The organism is Mesorhizobium sp. M7A.F.Ce.TU.012.03.2.1 (assembly GCF_004006095.1).
GTDB lineage: Bacteria > Pseudomonadota > Alphaproteobacteria > Rhizobiales > Rhizobiaceae > Mesorhizobium.
This window is the reverse complement of record NZ_CP034779.1, coordinates 1,521,085-1,538,610: the sequence shown is the minus strand read 5'-3', so window position 1 is coordinate 1,538,610 and position 17,526 is coordinate 1,521,085. Positions and strand designations below refer to the sequence as shown.

6 protein-coding genes are annotated in these 17,526 nt (G+C 63.8%); 2 read left to right on the top strand and 4 right to left on the bottom strand.

Annotated features, from left to right (window positions below; translation table 11 throughout):
* Nucleotides 1-4: 4 nt before the first annotated feature.
* From EJ079_RS07450 to EJ079_RS07440, 3 genes are all read right to left on the bottom strand, one after another.
* On the bottom strand, nt 5-511 hold the full coding sequence (locus EJ079_RS07450) for a tail fiber protein (protein WP_127399261.1): 507 nt from the start codon (nt 509-511) through the stop codon (nt 5-7).
* A gap of 12 nt (nt 512-523) precedes the next feature.
* Nucleotides 524-1,024, bottom strand: coding sequence for a tail fiber protein (locus EJ079_RS07445; protein ID WP_127267580.1), 501 nt, complete (start codon nt 1,022-1,024; stop codon nt 524-526).
* Between the two features lie 194 nt (nt 1,025-1,218).
* Nucleotides 1,219-13,584 (bottom strand): hypothetical protein, encoded by a 12,366-nt coding sequence (locus EJ079_RS07440; RefSeq protein WP_174800305.1) that lies wholly within the window; start codon nt 13,582-13,584, stop codon nt 1,219-1,221.
* 258 nt (nt 13,585-13,842) lie between these two features.
* On the opposite strand from EJ079_RS07440, the gene EJ079_RS07435 reads away from it, so the two are divergent.
* Complete coding sequence (locus tag EJ079_RS07435; RefSeq protein ID WP_245481823.1) at nt 13,843-14,409, top strand: invasion associated locus B family protein; 567 nt, start codon at nt 13,843-13,845, stop codon at nt 14,407-14,409.
* Nucleotides 14,410-14,477: 68 nt separating this feature from the next.
* Nucleotides 14,478-15,722 (top strand): Xaa-Pro peptidase family protein, encoded by a 1,245-nt coding sequence (locus EJ079_RS07430; RefSeq protein WP_127808623.1) that lies wholly within the window; start codon nt 14,478-14,480, stop codon nt 15,720-15,722.
* 155 nt (nt 15,723-15,877) lie between these two features.
* On the opposite strand, the gene EJ079_RS07425 is transcribed toward EJ079_RS07430, so the two are convergent.
* Nucleotides 15,878-17,314: an amidase gene (locus EJ079_RS07425; RefSeq protein WP_127808621.1), complete on the bottom strand. Its 1,437-nt coding sequence runs from the start codon at nt 17,312-17,314 to the stop codon at nt 15,878-15,880.
* Between the last annotated feature and the right edge of the window lie 212 nt (nt 17,315-17,526).

Below are 17,526 nucleotides of genomic sequence, written 5' to 3'. Positions count from 1 at the left end.
CCTCTCAGGTCGGCGACGGAAAGATGCCGAAAAGTGAAATGATAAAGCTGATGCAAAGATACGGCTGGAAATTGTTGTGCGGCTGGCTGCCGCCAACGGCTGTTACAGCCTGCTGGGCCATGTCGGTATCGGTCGTGTCCTGGATGTAGGGCAAGGCGCCACCGCCAATCTGTGCAACGACCTTCCCGCTGGGACTTGTATCTTGACCAATGTTCAGGGACGCGACCATCGGATGGCTGTGTGAAGGAATCTGGGAAATTGTCAGATTGACTTCCTCCACGCCTCCCGTCTCCGCAAGGATAAAGCCGCTGCCCTGATGGAGCGGAACACGGCCTTGCAGGTCGGGCAGCGCGAAGGTGCTCTGGCCATCGCCACCATAGGTCGTGCCAATCAGCTGGAACAGTGTCTCGTTCTCCGAGATCGGCAGAAGCTGTCCCTCACAGAACATCCAGCCGGCCGGCGCAAAATTGCCAGCAAACATGCGTATCTCACCAACATAAGGCTGTGCCATGATCGCGCCTCCTTAATTCGGCGAAGGGAAAATGCCCTGCAGAGCAATGCAGAAGCTCAGCGTCAGGAACGGCTGCATGTTGAGATGTGCCTGACTGCCGCCGACACTGGTAATTGTGCTCGGGCTCAGCGTCGTCACGTTCGCGAAATCGCTATACAGCCGCCCCGGAACCACCCCCAAAACGTTCCCCGCACCATCCTGGCTGCTACCGGTGTTTGTGCTTGCCTGCGCAAAGTGAACGTGTGTCGGTATTTCGGAAATCGACAGCGTATGGCTTTGCTCGCCACCGCGCTCGCCTAGTGTGTGACCGCTCCCAACGTGGATCGGGATACGTCCCCTATAATCGGGCAGCGCGAAATTGACTTGGCCGTCACCGCCGAAAGTGGTTCCGAGCAGTGAAAATAGCGCCTGGTTCTGGTTGATCGGCAAAAGCTGCCCGTTACAGAGCGCCCAACCCTTGGGCGGGAAGACAAAGGACATAATCCTGATTTCCGATAGAAATGGCTCGGCCATGTCTCGCGCCCTCATTAGATATCAGAAGAATACACGGAACGACATAGAAGTCTACTTGGGTTTCTAACAAACCAAGTACTATTATAAAATAATAGACAGTATTTAAATAACGAGAGGCGCAGGAAGGCAGTGTATACCCAAAGTTGTAGATCGTCGCACCAAATGGTGGCCTTTCTACCTCATCAACGTAGCCATCATGGGAACGGCGGCGTGGCAAGCCCGGTAAATCCGCTCGTTTGCGCCGTCGCGGTAGATGCAGAAACAACTGTATTGCGGCCGTTCAGATAAGCGATCACGGCAGCAGTATCCATGGCGCCCCCAGCATAGCCGCTAAGGTTGATCGTCCCGTTGTTGCGCTGACGTACCCGGATGTCACCAGCCGCCATGGTGCCGCCAAGCGAATGCGTAAAGATGTTCGCGAGCGCGCCGGCGCCGCCTATGCTCAGATCGACGGATGCACCATTTCCCTCCGGGTCCGTGACGGCTGACTGGACGAGAATGCCAGCAACTGCATCTCCGGTCCCATCCAGTTTGATGTCAATCGCGTTGCCGGTTATCTGGGCCAGGATGCTGCCGGCGCCGTCCTGTCCGGCCTGGACAAGGATAGCACGTTGCGTACCGGCATAGTCGATGGAGTTGTTTTTGATTCCGACCCGCATGGCGCCGCCGCCGGCATTGAATACGGATATGCCATCCGCTGTCAGCCCGTTTGCGACCGTGATGGTGTTGTTTTCAATTCGAGCGTCAAAAGTAAAGCCGTTGTCGAACGCCGACCCGAGCAGGCTCACCACGACGAAGTCGCCCGCCGCCGTGCTGCTCAGCGTGTTGCCGGTGGCGACGAGGCTCACATCGCTGTTGTCCCCGGCGCTGACGGACAGCTGATCGTTGTTGCTGCTCGAAGTGCTGTTGATGACGTTCAGGTTCATTGTGGAGTTGTCGAAGGCATCGGCGACGATGCCACCGCTGAAGTTGTTGCTCGAATTGGCACCCGAGAAGTTGATCGTGGCGTTCGACGTTCCACGGATGCCGAACAGATACCCGCTGCCAAGCACGGCGCCAGTCGAGCTGCCGCCTGAAATCGTCAGCGCGAGCGTGCCGGACTGGGTCTGCAGCTGGAAGTTGTCGTCGCCGCTGCCTGTGATCGTGGTGTTGGTGACCGCGCTGGTGCCGGACATGTTGTAGAAATGGATGCCATCTTCGTCCGCTCCATTGCCCGCATTCGATATGCTGCTGTTGCTGAGCGTGAAGTTCGAAACGGTATTGCCGTTGATGCCTTGCTCGGCGCCGCCCGAAATGGCGATCCGGTCCAGCGTCGCCGTAGAGACGTTTTGAAGGTGGATGGCCGCGTTGGTCGTGAGGTTGTCACCGGTCGAAAGCCCCGAATTGTCGGCATCGAGATCGTCGGTGCCGGCATTGGTGAAATTCATGTTCTTCAGCGTGATGTTGCTCGCGCTGATGAAACTGGCGCCGCGCCCGGTTGTGTTCTGAATTGTGCCGCCCGAGCCGGCGGTGGTGCCGACACCTGTAACGGTCAATCCACCCGAGCCTGTATTGTTGAGCACGATGCCGTTGGTGCCGCCATTCGCCGAAATGCTCTGGAAATTAAGCCCGCTGGCGCCGATCATCGTGTTGACGACGTTGAGCGCCGTGCCTGTGCCGGAGGTGATCGTGTTGCCGGTGCCCTGCACCGTCACCGTGCCGCCGCCCGTGGCGCTGAAGCCGCCGCCGCTCGTTGTGTTGATAACCAGCCCGCCATTGGTGAAGTTGATGGCCGCGCCGGGGTTGCTGGTCAGGATGACGGCGGCGTTGACGCCGGTCGAGAGAGTCTTGATCGCGCCGCCGAAGTTGATCGTGCCGCCGGCGTTGCTGAGCACGGCAATGCCCAGCCCGCCGTCGTTGCGAGTGATCGTGCTGGCGCTGTCGAAATTGACCGAGCCGCCGGCCATGCCGCGGATGTTGGCGACATTGCCGCCAGGGTTGGTGATGTCGACATTGTTCAGGTTGACGACCGCGCTGACGTCGTCATTGCCTGGCGTGCCCTGGTCGCCATCGACGACGAAGGCATTGTTCGCAGCCCCCGCGTCGGTCTGGATGGCGACATTGTTGAAAGTGTAGGTGCCGGTCGCATTGTTGGTCGAATCGCCGAGAATGGTGATGCCGGCCGTGCCCGTCAGGCTGGCATTGTTGACGGTGACGCTGCCCGCCGCGCCGTCGATCACGATGCCGGTGCCGCCGGTGTCGTTGAGCCCGTTCGCCACGGCAGTGGTGAAATTCACCGAACCGCCGGCGGTGTCGGCGACGACGATCATGCGCTGGCCGGCGGTGGCTTGCGTGATCGTGCCGGCATAGGTGACGGTGGCGGTGCCGCCATTGACGTTGAACGCCGTGCCGCTGGGGCTGATGATCGAGGTGCCGGTGCCGAAATTGAACGTGCCGCCCGAGCCGTTGAGGATGTCGACGCTGGCATTGCCGCCATTCAGCGTCGTCGTGCCGACGAAACTGTAGATGCCGTCCGCATTGTCGAACTGCAGGCCGGTGCCGTTCGTCGCCGACAGCGTACCGGTGGCGAAGTTGAGCGTGCCGCTGTGCCCGCCCGCGACGCTGACCAGGGTGGCATTGTTCGACTGGCTGACATTGCCGGTATAGTTGAGGTTGGCGGTGCCGCCGCTGACAGCGATGGTTGCCGCGCTGCCGCCGACCAGCGTGCCGGCGCCGAGATTGATCGTCCCCAACCCGATGACGTTGGTGAGGACGACGGCGCTGTTGCCGCCGGCGCCGTTGCTGGTCGAGGAAAAATTCATGCCGGTGGCCGCGACCGTGACGCCGCTCAGGTTCATCGCCACACCGGTGCCCGTGGCGATGGAGTTGCCCACGCCGGTGACGCTGATCGTGCCGGAGCCCGTGGCATTGAAGCCGGCGCCTGCCGAGGTCACGATCGCCAGACCGCCGCCGTTGAAATTGACCGTGACCGGGGCGCTGTTGCCGGCAATATCGACGCCAAGCCCGCCGCTGCTCATGCCGATGGCGTAGCTGACGCCGCTGATGTTGTAGGTGCCGCCGGTGTTGGCGGTGATCGATATGCCGGTGCCCCCACCGGTAAAGCTGTTCGAGGCGCCGGACACCGTCACCGTACCGCCTGCATTGTTGTTCAGCGATACGCCCAGCCCGCTGGCCGTCAGATTACCACTCAGGGCGACGGGGCCGGCGCCGGCAAGCCGGCTCTGGACATTCAGCGCCGGACTGAATGCGCCCGAATTGTTGACCGTGCCCGAATAGCTCACGGCAGCCGTGCCGCCGACGACATTGAACGACGCGCCCGTTGCGCCGCTCAGCGCACCAGTTCCAAGTCCAACAATGCCCGTGACATCGGTCAGGCTGACATTGTTGATGCCACCGGCCGACGAGGTCGAATCGAGCGCGATGGTGGCGGCGACACCGGAGAGATTGATCGCTGTGCCGCCGGTTGCGTTCACCGTCTGGGCGGCAGCCGTAGCGGTGATGCCCATCGTGCCGCCGGTGGCGAGAATGCCGGTGCCGGCGGTGGTGTCGATGGTCAAGCCGTTGGTGAAGCTGGTTGTGCCGCCGGCCTGCGAGAGGCCAACGCCGCTGGTCGTGTCGATGTTGGCGAGGCCGGTGACGTTGAGCGTGCCGGTCTGGACTCGGATGCCGCCGCCTGTGTTGGGGACGGTGGCATTGTTCACCGTCACCGTGTTGAAGTTGAAGGTGCCGGTGTTGGTGTTGACGGCATCGATGCCAAAGCCTGTCGTGTTGCCGATGGCGGTCGCGCCAGTAACGGTGAAGGTACCAGCGACGCCGTCGAAGATGATGCCGCTCGCGCCGCCACTGGCGTTTACGGTGGCAAACGTCATGTTGACGGTCAGCGGATCGAGATCGAACGCCGCGCCGTTGGTGGTGGTGACCACGCCACCGGTGTTGTTCAGCGTGAAGGTGGTGGTTTTGGTGTTGGCGATGACACCGGTGCCGCCATTGTTGGCAAGGCTGAGCGTGCCTAGATTAAGGGTACCGCTGGTGTTGGTGAAACTGAGGCCATTGCCCTGGACGCGAGCGCCTGGGTTACCGATGCCGAGCGTGCCGGCGCTGACGGTGCCGCCGGCGCCGTCGGAATCGAAGCGGACATTGCTGAAGGCGATGCCGCCACTGCCGGCGCCCCCGGTCACCGTATTGCCGGCAAACGACCTGATCGCGATTGAATTCAGGTCGGCATCGATGTTCTGGCCGTTGAACGACGCAGCCAGGCCGGATGCGGTCGACCTGAGCGTGTTGCCGTCGATCGAAAGCAGAAGCGTATTGGCCGGAGCTCCCGTGGTGGAGAAATCGAGCGCGTTGCCGCCGGCGGTGATGGTGTTGTTCCTGACGAAGAAACTGGAGGCGCCGGTCGCGTTGGCGGCAACGCCCGAACCGGAACCGAGATTGCTGACGATCAGGTTCTGGATGCCGCCTGTGAAGATGCCGCTGCCTGATGTCGCCAGATTGATGACCTGCGTGGCGTTATTGCTCTGCAGGACCGGCCGCAGCGTGTCGATGCCCGCCGGCGCCGCGATGATCGGCGAATTCTGCACCGTGGTGAAGTGGAACGCCGGCGACGCGCCGGCGCTGGTGTCGACCCCGAGCTGCGAGACATCGATCGCCGCGTCGTTGCTCTTGAAGGCGAGCAGCACCTGTCCGTCATCGAGCTGGAACGACGTCGCGCCGAGGTCGATCGTCGCCTGGCCGCCATCGACGTTCTTGTCGATCAGCACAATGACATTGGCCGAAGACGTCTGGGCGTTGGCGTAGGTGCCTGGATTGAGCAGATTGCCGTCGCCAAGGGCGGTGGCATCGGCCGTGACATAGTAGACCTTGTAGGAAGACAGGTTCGAAATGTCGCCATCGAAATTGACGTCGTTGAAATTGTAGTCGCCGTTGGTCGGCAAAGTGTCGGTGGCGTGGATGACCTGGCCGCCTGTGGTCTTGATCGACGATTCGGCCGGGCCGGCGCCGTCGCCGAACACGAGCTGGGCGTTGGTGGCGCTGGAGAACTGGACGCCATAGCCGACATTGTCGATCTTGGAGGTCTGTCCCGCCGGATTGTTGTTGACCGTGTCGCCGAGCTGGATCGTGCCGGTGCCGGTCGTGTCGGCCATGTCGATGCCGATCGTGCCGGCAAAACCGCCGCCGTCGACGTCGAAATCGCCAGCGGTGATGTTGCTCGCGCCGAGCGACGCGCCGTTGAGGTCGAGACCGATGGTGTTCGCCGCGCCAAGCCCGATGTTCAGGCTGGCGAAATTCAACGTCGAGCCGAGCGTGCCGGAAATGTCGACACCGCGCGCATTGGCACCGGTGATGCCTAGCAGGTTGACCGTGCCGAGATCGATTACGCCGCCGCTGACATTGTTGAGCGATATGCCGGTCGCCGCGCCATTGACCGAAATCGTATCGAACTTGATACCACCGGCGCCGACCGTCGCGCCTTTCGCCCCGGCGACGACCGCCGTCGCGTCGCCAAGCTTCAGCGCCGTGCCGCCGTTCGTGGTCGTGATGGTGTTGCCGGCGCCGGTGACGCTGACTGTTCCCGAACCGAAGGTGCTGGCGGTGAAGCCGGCGCCGCTGCTGGTGGTGATGACAAGGCCGCCATTGGTGAAGGCGAGAGTGCCCTTGGTCTGCGGGTCCATCACGTACGACGGTGCCTTGACGATGGCATCGTTGGCGCCGGTGTTGAATATCTTCGACGTGCCGGAGAAGGTGACCGTGCCGTTGGCCGAGCCGCCGATGGCGACACCCTCGCCACCGCTGTGATCGATGGTGCTCGAAATATCGTATATGCCTTCGGCATGGCCAAAGAAGTCGAAGGCCGTCGATGACGTGGTGGAAACGACGGAACCGCTCATGTTCAGACGGGTCGCATCGCCCGTGGCGCTTAACACCGCGCCCACACCGACCGTGATCGAACCTTTGTAGGTCAGCGTGGTGAAGGCCAGGTCATTGCCGCCGCCGAGGCTGATAGCCGAGAGGGTGGTATTCGTGATGCTGGCGCTGCCGTTGATGCCGACGTTGACGGTCCCGCCCTGCGAGCTCTGTATGATGCCGAACTGGCCGCCATCGATGGTCAGGGTGGATCCGGCGACATTGGCGATGTTGACGGTACCAACCTCGGGACCGCCGATATTGAACCCGGCATACTGGACGTCGAGATCGATCGTCCCGGTGAAATTGACCTCTCCGGTGCCACTCAGGGCGTACAGCCAGGCGCCGGTGTATCCAGTATCCCTCAGGCCGCCGATGTTGACATCCCCGACGAGATTGGCGCCCAACAGCGTCACTCCGGCACCGCCGGGGTCGCCGGGAAGGGGGATCGTGGAGTCCGCCGAGATGCTGTCGAAGGTAATGCCGGCGCTGCCGACATTGGCACCATACACAGCAAGCCCGTCGCTGCCGGCATTGATCTTGTTGCCCGCGCCGGTGACGGTAATAATGGTGGAGGTTGCGCCAGCCGGGCCTAAATCGCCAATTGCGACGAAGCCCGCCCCGGCCATTGTCGATATATCAAGGCCGCCATGGGTGAAGTCGATCGTGCTGTTGGTATTGAGTGCCGGGGCGCCTAAGCCGTAATTGCCAATGATGCCCAAGCTCACGCCGTCCGTCGCGCCCGAGCTGATCACCTTGCTGGTGCCCGAGAAGGTGATCGCGGCTGCGTCGTTACCGGCAACGACGATGTTGCCGCCGGCGGACGCATTGGTATCGGCCAGATTACCCGACAGCGTCACCGAGCCACCGGTCATGCTCTGGATCGACGCCGCGGCGCCCGTGCCGTTGCTGGCAATCGTGCCGCCATAGGAAATCGTCGCGTTGCCACCGCTGCCGGCGATCGTCGAGCCGACATTGAACGACGTGCCCGAACCGGTGTTGGTCAGCGTACCGGTGCCGAAGCTTGCGGTGCCGGCCAGGTTCTGCAGGTCGATGCCGCTGCCGGAAGCGAAAGTCGCACTTGTCGAGGCGAAGTTGATACCGGCCGTGATGCCGTCGAGCGCCACCGCCTGCGCGTTGGTGGCGTTGATCGTGCCGGTCGTGACATTGACCGTGCCGCCGCCGCTGGCGCTGAACGCCGTCGCGCCCGATGTGGTGATGTCCAGATCGGCGAAGGTGACCGTAGAGCCAGCGTTGTTGGTAAGCGAGGCACCATTGCCGTTGACTGTGACCTTGCCGGTGAAGTTGATCGTGCCGCCGGTGCGGTTGGCGATCGAGATGCCGCCGCCGGTCAGCGTGCCCGCCGGTCCGCTGTTGGGCAAGGTGCCGCGCGTGACCGTGATGTTGCCGGCGCCGCCATCGACGTCGAGCAGCGTGCCGGCGACGTTGACGTTGTTGTCCGTGATCGACAAATTGGTGTCGAGGCCGGCGACCTTGAACGCCGTCTGGCCGGTGGCGACATTGCTGACCGTGACGCCCTGGATGACGATGCCGCCGACATTGCTGAAGCCGCCGGCATTCTGGTCGATGGTGAAGACCGAACCGCTGCCGCCGGTGAAGTCGAACGCGGTGTCGCGCACCTGGTTGCTGCCGAGCAGCTGCAACGTATCGCCGCCCGTGCTCTTGACCACGCCCTCATTGCCGGTGACGTTGCCACCGGTGGCGCCGAGATTGCCCTGGACATTGATCGGCTGGATGGTGCCGGAGGTGATGATCGAACTGCCGTTGCCGAAGCCGGTGATCGACTGGCCCGAATCGAGCGTGAACGGCGTGGCGCTCAGATCGACCGTGCCGACAAAGGCGAAGGTCAGTGTGCCGGTCATGGCATCGGCCTGAGCGGCCGTGACCGTGGTCACCGCGGCGCTGAGCCCGTTGGTGCCGGCAGCGATCACGCCACCGTCCTGGGAAATCATGACGACCCCGCCGACCGCGCTGGCCAGATTGGCGCTGCCGGTGAAGGCGACATCATCGAAATCATAATTGCCGAGCGTCGGATCGAGCCCGATCGTGTTGACCGTGTAGCCGCCACTGGCCGCTGTGATCGAGGATTGCAGCACAGTCGCGTCGCCGTCGCCGAAGGTGAAGTTGGCGTTGGCCGACGTCGCCGTCGTGCCGCCCGACGACAGTTCGACGCCGACACCAGCATTGGAAATGCTGGAGCCCTGCAGAAAGGTGATGGTCTTGTTGCCCGTCGTCGATGACAGGTCGATGCCGCGCGAGGTGAGGTCGCCGGTGCCGGTGATCGTTGTCACGCCGAAATCGGCCGTGGTCGATGAACCGCTGAAGTCGATGCCGGTCTGGTTGGCGCCGGAGCCCATCGTCACATTGGTTGTTCCAAATGTGACATCGGCATTGGTCAGGGCGAAGTTGATGCCGGCTGGACCGACGGTCGAACCCATCGTCACGCTGGTGGTGCCGAAGGTGACGGCGCCGGCATTGTTGGTGATGTCGATGCCATTGCCCGTGGCGCCCGACACGGTCACCGCCCCGAAGGTCGCCGATGCGGTGCTGGCGACATTGGCGACGGCCAGGCCGGTGGCAGTGGCGCCGGTGATCGACAGCGGAGCTGTGACGTTCAGCGTCGCGGTTCCGGCAAGGCCGGTGACGACGGCGCCACCGCCGCCCGTCGCAGACAGCGTCGAGCCGATGAAGCTGATCGCGCCGCCGACCGGGGGCAGCGTCGAGCCGATCGCGAAAAGATTGCCGGTGCCGGTCGAGGTGATGCTGCCGCTGAAGGTCGCCGAGCCGCCGGTGGTGCCGTCGACCTTGAGCGCCGTGCCTGGCACGGTTGCCGAGCTGGAGATGTTGGCCGCCACACCGATTGTCGCGCTGCCACCGGAAACGACGACACCGTCGCCAGTGCCCGAATTGGCGATGGCGCCACCGAGGATCGCGATCGAGCCGGTGTTGTTGGTCAGGCTGACATCGGTGCCCGCGACATTGGTCGTCACCAGATTGGTGATGGTGAAGGTCGATGACGAAGCGTTGATTGCAAGGCCGTTGATGCCGCCACCGGTGCCGCCGATGGTGACATTGCCACCCAGGAACGGGCCGCCCGAAACGGCATTGAAGTTGAGCGCCGTGGCTTGCGCAACACCTGTCGTGATGCTGTCGAACGCCATGCCGCCGGTGCCGATGGTGACGCCGTCGAGATTGATCGCGTGGCCGGTGCCGGTGGTGATCTGCTCCGTGCCTGCGGCCGCGACTGTGATCGTGCCGCCCCCGGTGGCGCTGAAGCCGGTGCCGGTCGTCGTGGTCAGATCCAGCCCGCCGGTGAACTTGATTGTGCCGCCGGTGTTGCCGCTCAGGTTGATCGCAAAGGCGGTGGCGGTGCTGGCGGTGATCGCTCCACCGAACGTGGCGCTGCCGCCGCTCATGCCGGAGATCCCCACCGCGCTGGTAGCAGCGGTCTGGTTGATGGTGCCGTTGTAGGTGACGTTGGGCGTCGAGTTGCTGATGGAGAAGGCGTTGCTGCTCGTGTTGGCGATGGAACTCCCGACCCCGAAGGTCAAGGTTCCGCTGGAGCTGCCGACGATGCCTATGCCTACGCCGCCGCCGGTGATGTCGAGATCGTCGAAGGTGGCGATGCCGTCGAAATTGTTGGCGGACAGCGCCGCACTGGTGGCGTTGGTGATCTTGGTGTTGCCGGTGAAATTGACGGTCGCGCTCGAACCGACAAGCACGATGCCGATTTCAGATGCGGTCTGGACGGTCAGGTCGTCGACCGAGACCGTACCGGTCACTCCATCGAGGAAGAGGCCGGTTGCGACATTGCTGACCGTCACGCCCTGGACGGTCAGGCCATTGATGCCCAGGCCGTGGATGCCGGCGGCGGCGCCCCCGGCAATATTGAAATCGAGCAATGTGTTGCCGTTGCCCAGCGTCACGACATCGCCGCCGCCGGAACTGGTCAGCGTTGCCGCGCCCGCGGAATCCGAGATGGATTCGTCATGATGGACGTTGGTGCCGGTGACATTCAACGGCACCCCGCCGAGCGAGAACGCGCGGCCGTTGCCGAACGACGCAAGTTCCTGTCCGTCGCTCAGCGAGAAGCCGGTGGCGTCGTCGATCGTCCCGCGGTTGACCAGGACAATGATGGCGTCGCTGGCGGTAATGCTGTCGGCATAATCGATCGAGGCGAGGTCGGTGATGGACGTGCCGCCGCCCGAAGCCCCGGCCGCGACGAAGATGTAATTGCGCAGGTCGTAGAGTTGCGGGCCGGCAAACTGTGTCGTGCCGAAGGCGTAGTGGCCGCTGCCCTCATTGAGCCCGCGCGCATCGAGCGAGGCGGTGATGCCGGAGATGGAGCTGGAACCGCCGCCAAAGGTGAACTCGGCGTTGGCCGAATTGGCGGGCGACCCCGCTAGGCCGAAGCGCACGCCGGTATCGACATTGGTGATAACGCCGCCATCGGTGACGGTGATCACCGCGCCGCCGACGCTCGGCGAGGTCAGGTCGATGCCGATCGAGCCGGCAGCACCGGTGCCGGTTATGTTGAGCGACTGGGCGGTGAAACTGGTCTTGGATCCGGAGAAGTCGAGGCCGGTGCCGACACCCAGTCCGGAGATGACGATGTTGCCGGCGACCACCGCCGCATTGACGCCGGCAAACGAGATGCCGTCGGCGCCGGGATTGGTGATGTTGATGTCGCCGAAGCGGATCGCCGCCGGCGAATCCGAAATGGCGATCGCCGGCCCGGTCGTGTTGGAGATCGTCGTCGCACCGTTGACGGTGAAGCTGCCCGCGACATTCTCGAGCACGACACCCGACGTGCCGCCGCTCTGGCTGATCGAGTCCAGCACGACATGAGCGGTGATCGGATCGATGAAGACGGCGGTGCCGCCATTGCCCGATACGGTGCCGCCGGTGGTTGTGAACGTCCCGCCGGTCGACGTGCCCTGCACGGTGATGCCGCGGTCAGTATTGTCCTGCGCATTGACGGTGGCGAAGGTGTAGGTGCCCTTGCCGCTGATATCGAGACCGTCGTCGAGATTACCCTGCAGCAGCGTCGTGCCGGTGAAATTGTAGGTGCCGTCGCCGTCGATGTGCAGGCCGTCGAGACCGTTGCCGGTGGCGGTGAAATTGGAGCCGGTGATGCCGGTCGAGCTGCCGGTGAAGTCGGCGCCGTTGCCGCCCGCACCGGTGACCGTCACATTGGTCAGCGTCGCGCCGGTGATGTTGTTGCCGAAAATGCCGTCGGCGCCGCCGGTGATGGTGATGCCGTTGAGCGTGTTGCCGTTGCCCAGCGTGATGACCGGGTTGGCGACGTTGGTGCCCTGGATCGTGCCGTCGCTGCCGCCCAGGTTGAAGGTGCTGGTGCCGCCGCCGAAAAGCCTGGCGGTGACGCTTTCGCCGCCGCCGATGACGGTCTGTCCATTGGCAAGCGTCACGCCGCCGGTCGTCAGATTGCCGTTGCCGCCAAGCGCGACGACAAAGCCGTTCGCACCCGACTTGGTCACGGCGTCGTCCAGAGTCGTCGGGTCGGCCAGCATGCCGGCGCCGGCGAGGCCGCCATCGGCGAAATAGAACTTGCCGAAGGCGTCATTGGTGGCGGCGTTGATCGCGACACGCGTCGTCGAGCCGCCGGTCAGCGTCTGCGACTGGACGCGGACGCCGATATCGCCACGCACGCGTTCGTTGACGCGCTTGCGCAGGCCTTCGCTGACCGGATAGACCGGCTCCGGCCCGCTATCGGCCCCATTTTCGGCTCCATTGTCCGAGCCGCTGCCGGGATTGAACGGGATGTTCAGCCGCACACTGCCGGCGAACTGGGTGTCGTCGCGATTGTCGTTGCGGACCTCGCCGGCGAAGACCAGTTCCGTGTTGCTGCCGAAGACATCTCCGATCGTATACTCGAACCCGGCCTTGCCGCCGGTGACGCTGCCGTCGTCGCCGTGCGGGTCCTCGAAATGATAGCCGCCGATGTCGAGCCGCAGCGAATGCTTGTCGGGCAGGGCGACCGGCACCTGCGCACCGATCTCGCCCTCGATGCCCCACGCCGCGTAGTCGCGGTGGTCGAGGACCGAGATCTGCTCGATCAGCTGGTTGCTGACCATCGACAGGGTCGAGTTGGTCGAGTGATCCGTCGAATCGCCCTTGATCGGCAGATAGACGTTCACATGCGCATCGAAATGTGGCGTGATTGCCTCGGCGCCCAGCGTGGCCGCGGTGAACTGGGTGGAGTTGTAGTTCTCGAGGTTGAGATAGGCGTAGCCGCCGATCATCAGGTCCGGGTTGACGATGCGGCGAATGCCGAGGCCGACATCCTGGCCGGAACCATCCTTGAAATCATGCTTGGCCCGGACATCCAGGAACAGCACGGATTCGGCCGTCTGCTTGAGCGGGATGAAACCTTCGAGCGCGGCGTTGCCGCCATTGTTGTCGGCGCCGATGATGGCGCGGATCTGCGGCTGCCACAGGCCGTTCGGATCGGCATGGGCCGTCAGACCGGAAAGGCCGAGCGCCAGCGTCGTCAGCGCCGTCGTCTTCCAAAGATGCCTGGCGATTTGCGAACGGCGATAGCCAGCGCGAACGTGGAAATCCTCCCCACGCGCCGCTATCTCAACAACTTGCCGAGAAGTCTCGGTAGTTCCCATCCCTGGCGAGTCCTTCGGGGACTACACGCGCCCCGTGTAGATTCTTACTCGAATTCTATTGTATAGCGAGTCCTGGCCGATCCGATTTCTAGAGCTTTCCTGCAAAATTGCTCGCTGTGTCTGAAAGGCCACAGTAATTTCGCCGGCTTGCTTGCCTCCGGCTCGGCTTTCGGAACAGTCGCGAGTGTTGTATCAAGCCATGCTCGGGAGAATACCGGGGCGCGGCGAGGAAACATGCAAGGCATCCGGCAAAACAACATGGCACTTACTTTAGACAAGTCTAATTTACTTGGCATGGCCGCGGGGCTGGCCGCCCTCTGGCTTGGTCTGGCCGCCGGCCCAGCCCTTGCCGAAGATGCCAAGCCGGCCCAGCCAAAGCCGGCTGAAAGCAATGCAAAACCGGCCGATGCCAATCCGTGGGCAGTGAACTGCTCCTCCGGTTCGGCGACCACCGAGCTTCAGTGCCAGGTGTCGCAGAACCTGACGGAGGCCAAGACCGGGCAGCGCGTGCTGACCGTGACCGTGCGCCGCGACAACGGCAATGGCAGCCTCGCCATGCTGCTTGCCCTGCCGCACGGCCTGTTCCTGCCGTCCGGCGCCTCCTTCCAGATCGACCAGGGCCAGAAGACGACGATTGCCATCCAGACCAGCGACCAGAACGGCGCCTATGCCGCCACGCCGCTGTCGGCGGATCTCATCAAGGCCATGAAGTCCGGGACCAATCTGAACATCGGCATGGAATCGGTCACCCGCAAGCCGGTCACCATCCCGGTGTCGCTGGCCGGCTTCACCGCCGCCGTCGCCAAGCTGGAATCGATCAAGTAGCTGCTGTCAGCGGCTTGATTGTCGATGCCCGGAATGCTCCGTTGCCGCTTCGGACAGTGGAGAAACCCATGACAGGCTTTGTCGATCGCCAGCGCGCGGCGCAACTGATGGACCGCGCCGGCATCGAGGCGCTGGTGCTGTGCGCGCCCGAGGCTTTCCACTATGCGACCGGCGCCTCGATCGGCCCGTCGGGACTGTTCCGGCGCGCCGGCGCCGGCTTCGTCGTCATCCCCGCGGGCCAGGACCTGCCGATGGGCGTCGTGGTGGCGGATTTCAATGCGGGACAGCTGCAACTGGCTCTGTCGGATGCCGTCATCCGCAGCCACCCAATCTGGATCGAAACCGCCACGCTTGACGCCTCGACCGCAGGGCAAGGGCTGGCGCAACGCGTCGAGGCCGGCCTTGCCTCGTCTGGCCGGGCGCCTGGTTTTTCCCGGCCGGCAACATTCGAACTTGCCCGTTCCGTCCGCGAACTGAAGGAGATCCTGAGCGGGTTCGGACTTGAGCGCGCAAGGATCGGCGTCGATCTCGATTTTATTCCCGCCGCCGATCTCTCGGTCATGCAGGCGCTGCTGCCGGGCTGCACGATGGTCGACGGCTCGGCCGTGCTCGACAGGTTGCGGGCCATCAAGTCGCCGCGCGAGATCGATCTGCTCCAGCAAGGCATCATCCTGTCGGAAGCCGGGCTGGAGCGGCTGCAGGTCGATGCCATGGCCGGCATGCGTCAGGGCGATCTCATTGCCCTCTATCGGCAAGGCGTCGCCACGGCCGCGTCCGGCCTGTCCCATCCGGTCGCCACAGCCGAATATGTGACGCTGGGCGCGAAGGCCAAAAGCACCGATGCGAAAGCCATGCCTGGCGATCCGCTGAAGTGCGACATGGTCTGCACGGTCGGCGGCTACGCCTCCGACATGTCGCGCAATTTCACCTTCGGATCGCCATCCGCCGAGCAGGCCGAACTGCACGCGATCGCCGAGCGGGCCTTTGACGACGGGCTGGCCGCGCTTGTTCCGGGAGCCACGCTCGCTCACGTGCATCGCGTCGCCACCGACAGCCTGGCGCGGCAAGGGCTGCGCACCTACCGCCGCGGTCATTTCGGCCATGGCGTCGGCCAGTCGGTCTTCTCGGAGCAATGGCCGTTCATCGCCGCCGATAGCGATGTCGTCATCGAAGCCGGCATGGTGCTGGCCTTCGAGATCCCGCTCTACATAGACGGCCTCGCCAGCTTCAATCTCGAGGACCAGTTCCTGATCACGCCGGACGGGCCTGTCGCCATGAACCGCCTGCCGAGGCGGCTGGAGAGGATTGGATAGCCGGCTTTGAGTCTGCACGCTGGAGGTTGGCCGAAGCCTCCCCACCTTCGTCATCCACGGGCGGAGCAGGAGCGAAGCTCCGTCGCGGAGACCCGAGGATGACGAAGCGATGGGCGATTTGGCCAATCTCGAAGCCGCGCGCCATCCGCCAGCACCTAACCACTCACCGGTGGCCCCCGATCGCTCCACGGCATCTCCTGCTCCAGCTGCGCCGACGCGGCCAGCACCGTTGCCTCGTCACCGTAGCGGCCGACCAGTTGCACGCCGATCGGCACGCCGTCTTTCGACCAGCCGAGCGGCAGCGAGATCGCCGGCTGGCCGGAGATGTTGAAGGGGAACGCAAACACCGAATCCGCCCACTTGGCGTTGTAGCGGTCGATGTCCGTCTCCGACATGTCGTAATAGCCGAACGGACGCGGCAGCTGCGTCAGGGTCGGGGTGATGAAGAGATCGTAGGCGCAGAGGTCGCCGACGATGTCGCGGCCGACCTGCCTGAGCTGTTCGACATCGGAGATGTGCCTGGTGCCGCTGGTCGAGCGGCCGCGCTCGATGATTGCCCAAGTCACCGCCTCGACATCGCTTGGCGTCACCGGCCGGCCGATCACCGTTTCAAGGTAGTCGAACGTCGCCGCCGTCTGCACGCAGGTCATGTTGGTGTAGGTCTTCCACACAGCGTTCGCGTCGAGCGGCATATCGTGCTCCTCGACGTCGTGGCCGAGCCGCTCGAGCGCAGCCACGGTTGCCAGCACCGCCGCCTTCACCTCCGCATCGATCGCCGTGCCGTTGGGTGGCGTGACGGAAAAGCCGATGCGCAGCTTCTTTGGCGCCCGTGCCGACAGGCTGAGCCAAGAACCATCGGGCACCGGCGGCGTATAGGGGTCGCCCGGCAGCGCGCCGGCAACCGCGTCGAGATAGGCCGCCGTGTCGCGCACGGTGCGCGAGCAGCACAGGAAGTACGCGCCGCCATACCAATAGTCGCCGAACGGCGCGAGGCTGACGCGGCCGCGCGACGGTTTCAGGCCGACGATGCCGCAGCAGGAGGCCGGAATGCGGATCGAGCCGGCGCCATCGCTGGCCTCGGCGATCGGCACCATGCGCGAAGCGATGGCCGCGGCAGCGCCGCCGCTCGAGCCGCCGGGCGTGATGCCTTCCTTCCACGGGTTCTTCGTCACACCGTAGAGTTTTGGTTCCGTCGTGATCGACCAGCCATTCTCCGGCGCGTTCGACTTGCCGACCAGCACCAGCCCGGCCGCCTTCATGCGGCGAACGACCTCGGTGTCGAAATCGGCAACGACATCCCTGAGGTAGAATGAGGAGTTGGTGTTCGGTGCCCCGGTCCAGGACGAGGCCAGCTCCTTGAGCAGGAACGGCACGCCGGCGAAGGGCGCTGATGTGTCGACCGTCTCGGCCTGCGCCCGCGCCATGTCGTAGAGGCGATGGATGACCGCATTGAGCGCCGGGTTGAGCCGCTCGACCAGCGTGATCGCCGCCTCGACCAGTTCCGCCGGTGAAACGTCGCCCCGCTTCACAAGTGCCGCAAGGTCGAGCGCGTCGGACTCGGCATAGGTTTTCAGCAGACTGTCGGTGACCATGTCTCTCTCCCGTCGTTCGTTGATCTTGCCAACGTTGGCGCGCCCCTCATCCGCCTGCCGGCACCTTCTCCCCGTATAGTGACGGGGAGAAGGGAGACGCTCCAACGCTGACGATGTCCAGCCGATAGATGGGTAACAGTTTGAACCGGATACATAGGTAACAGTTTTCCCCCTTATGATGGGTTCGCGGCAGCGCCAAGCGGTTGGGTTGG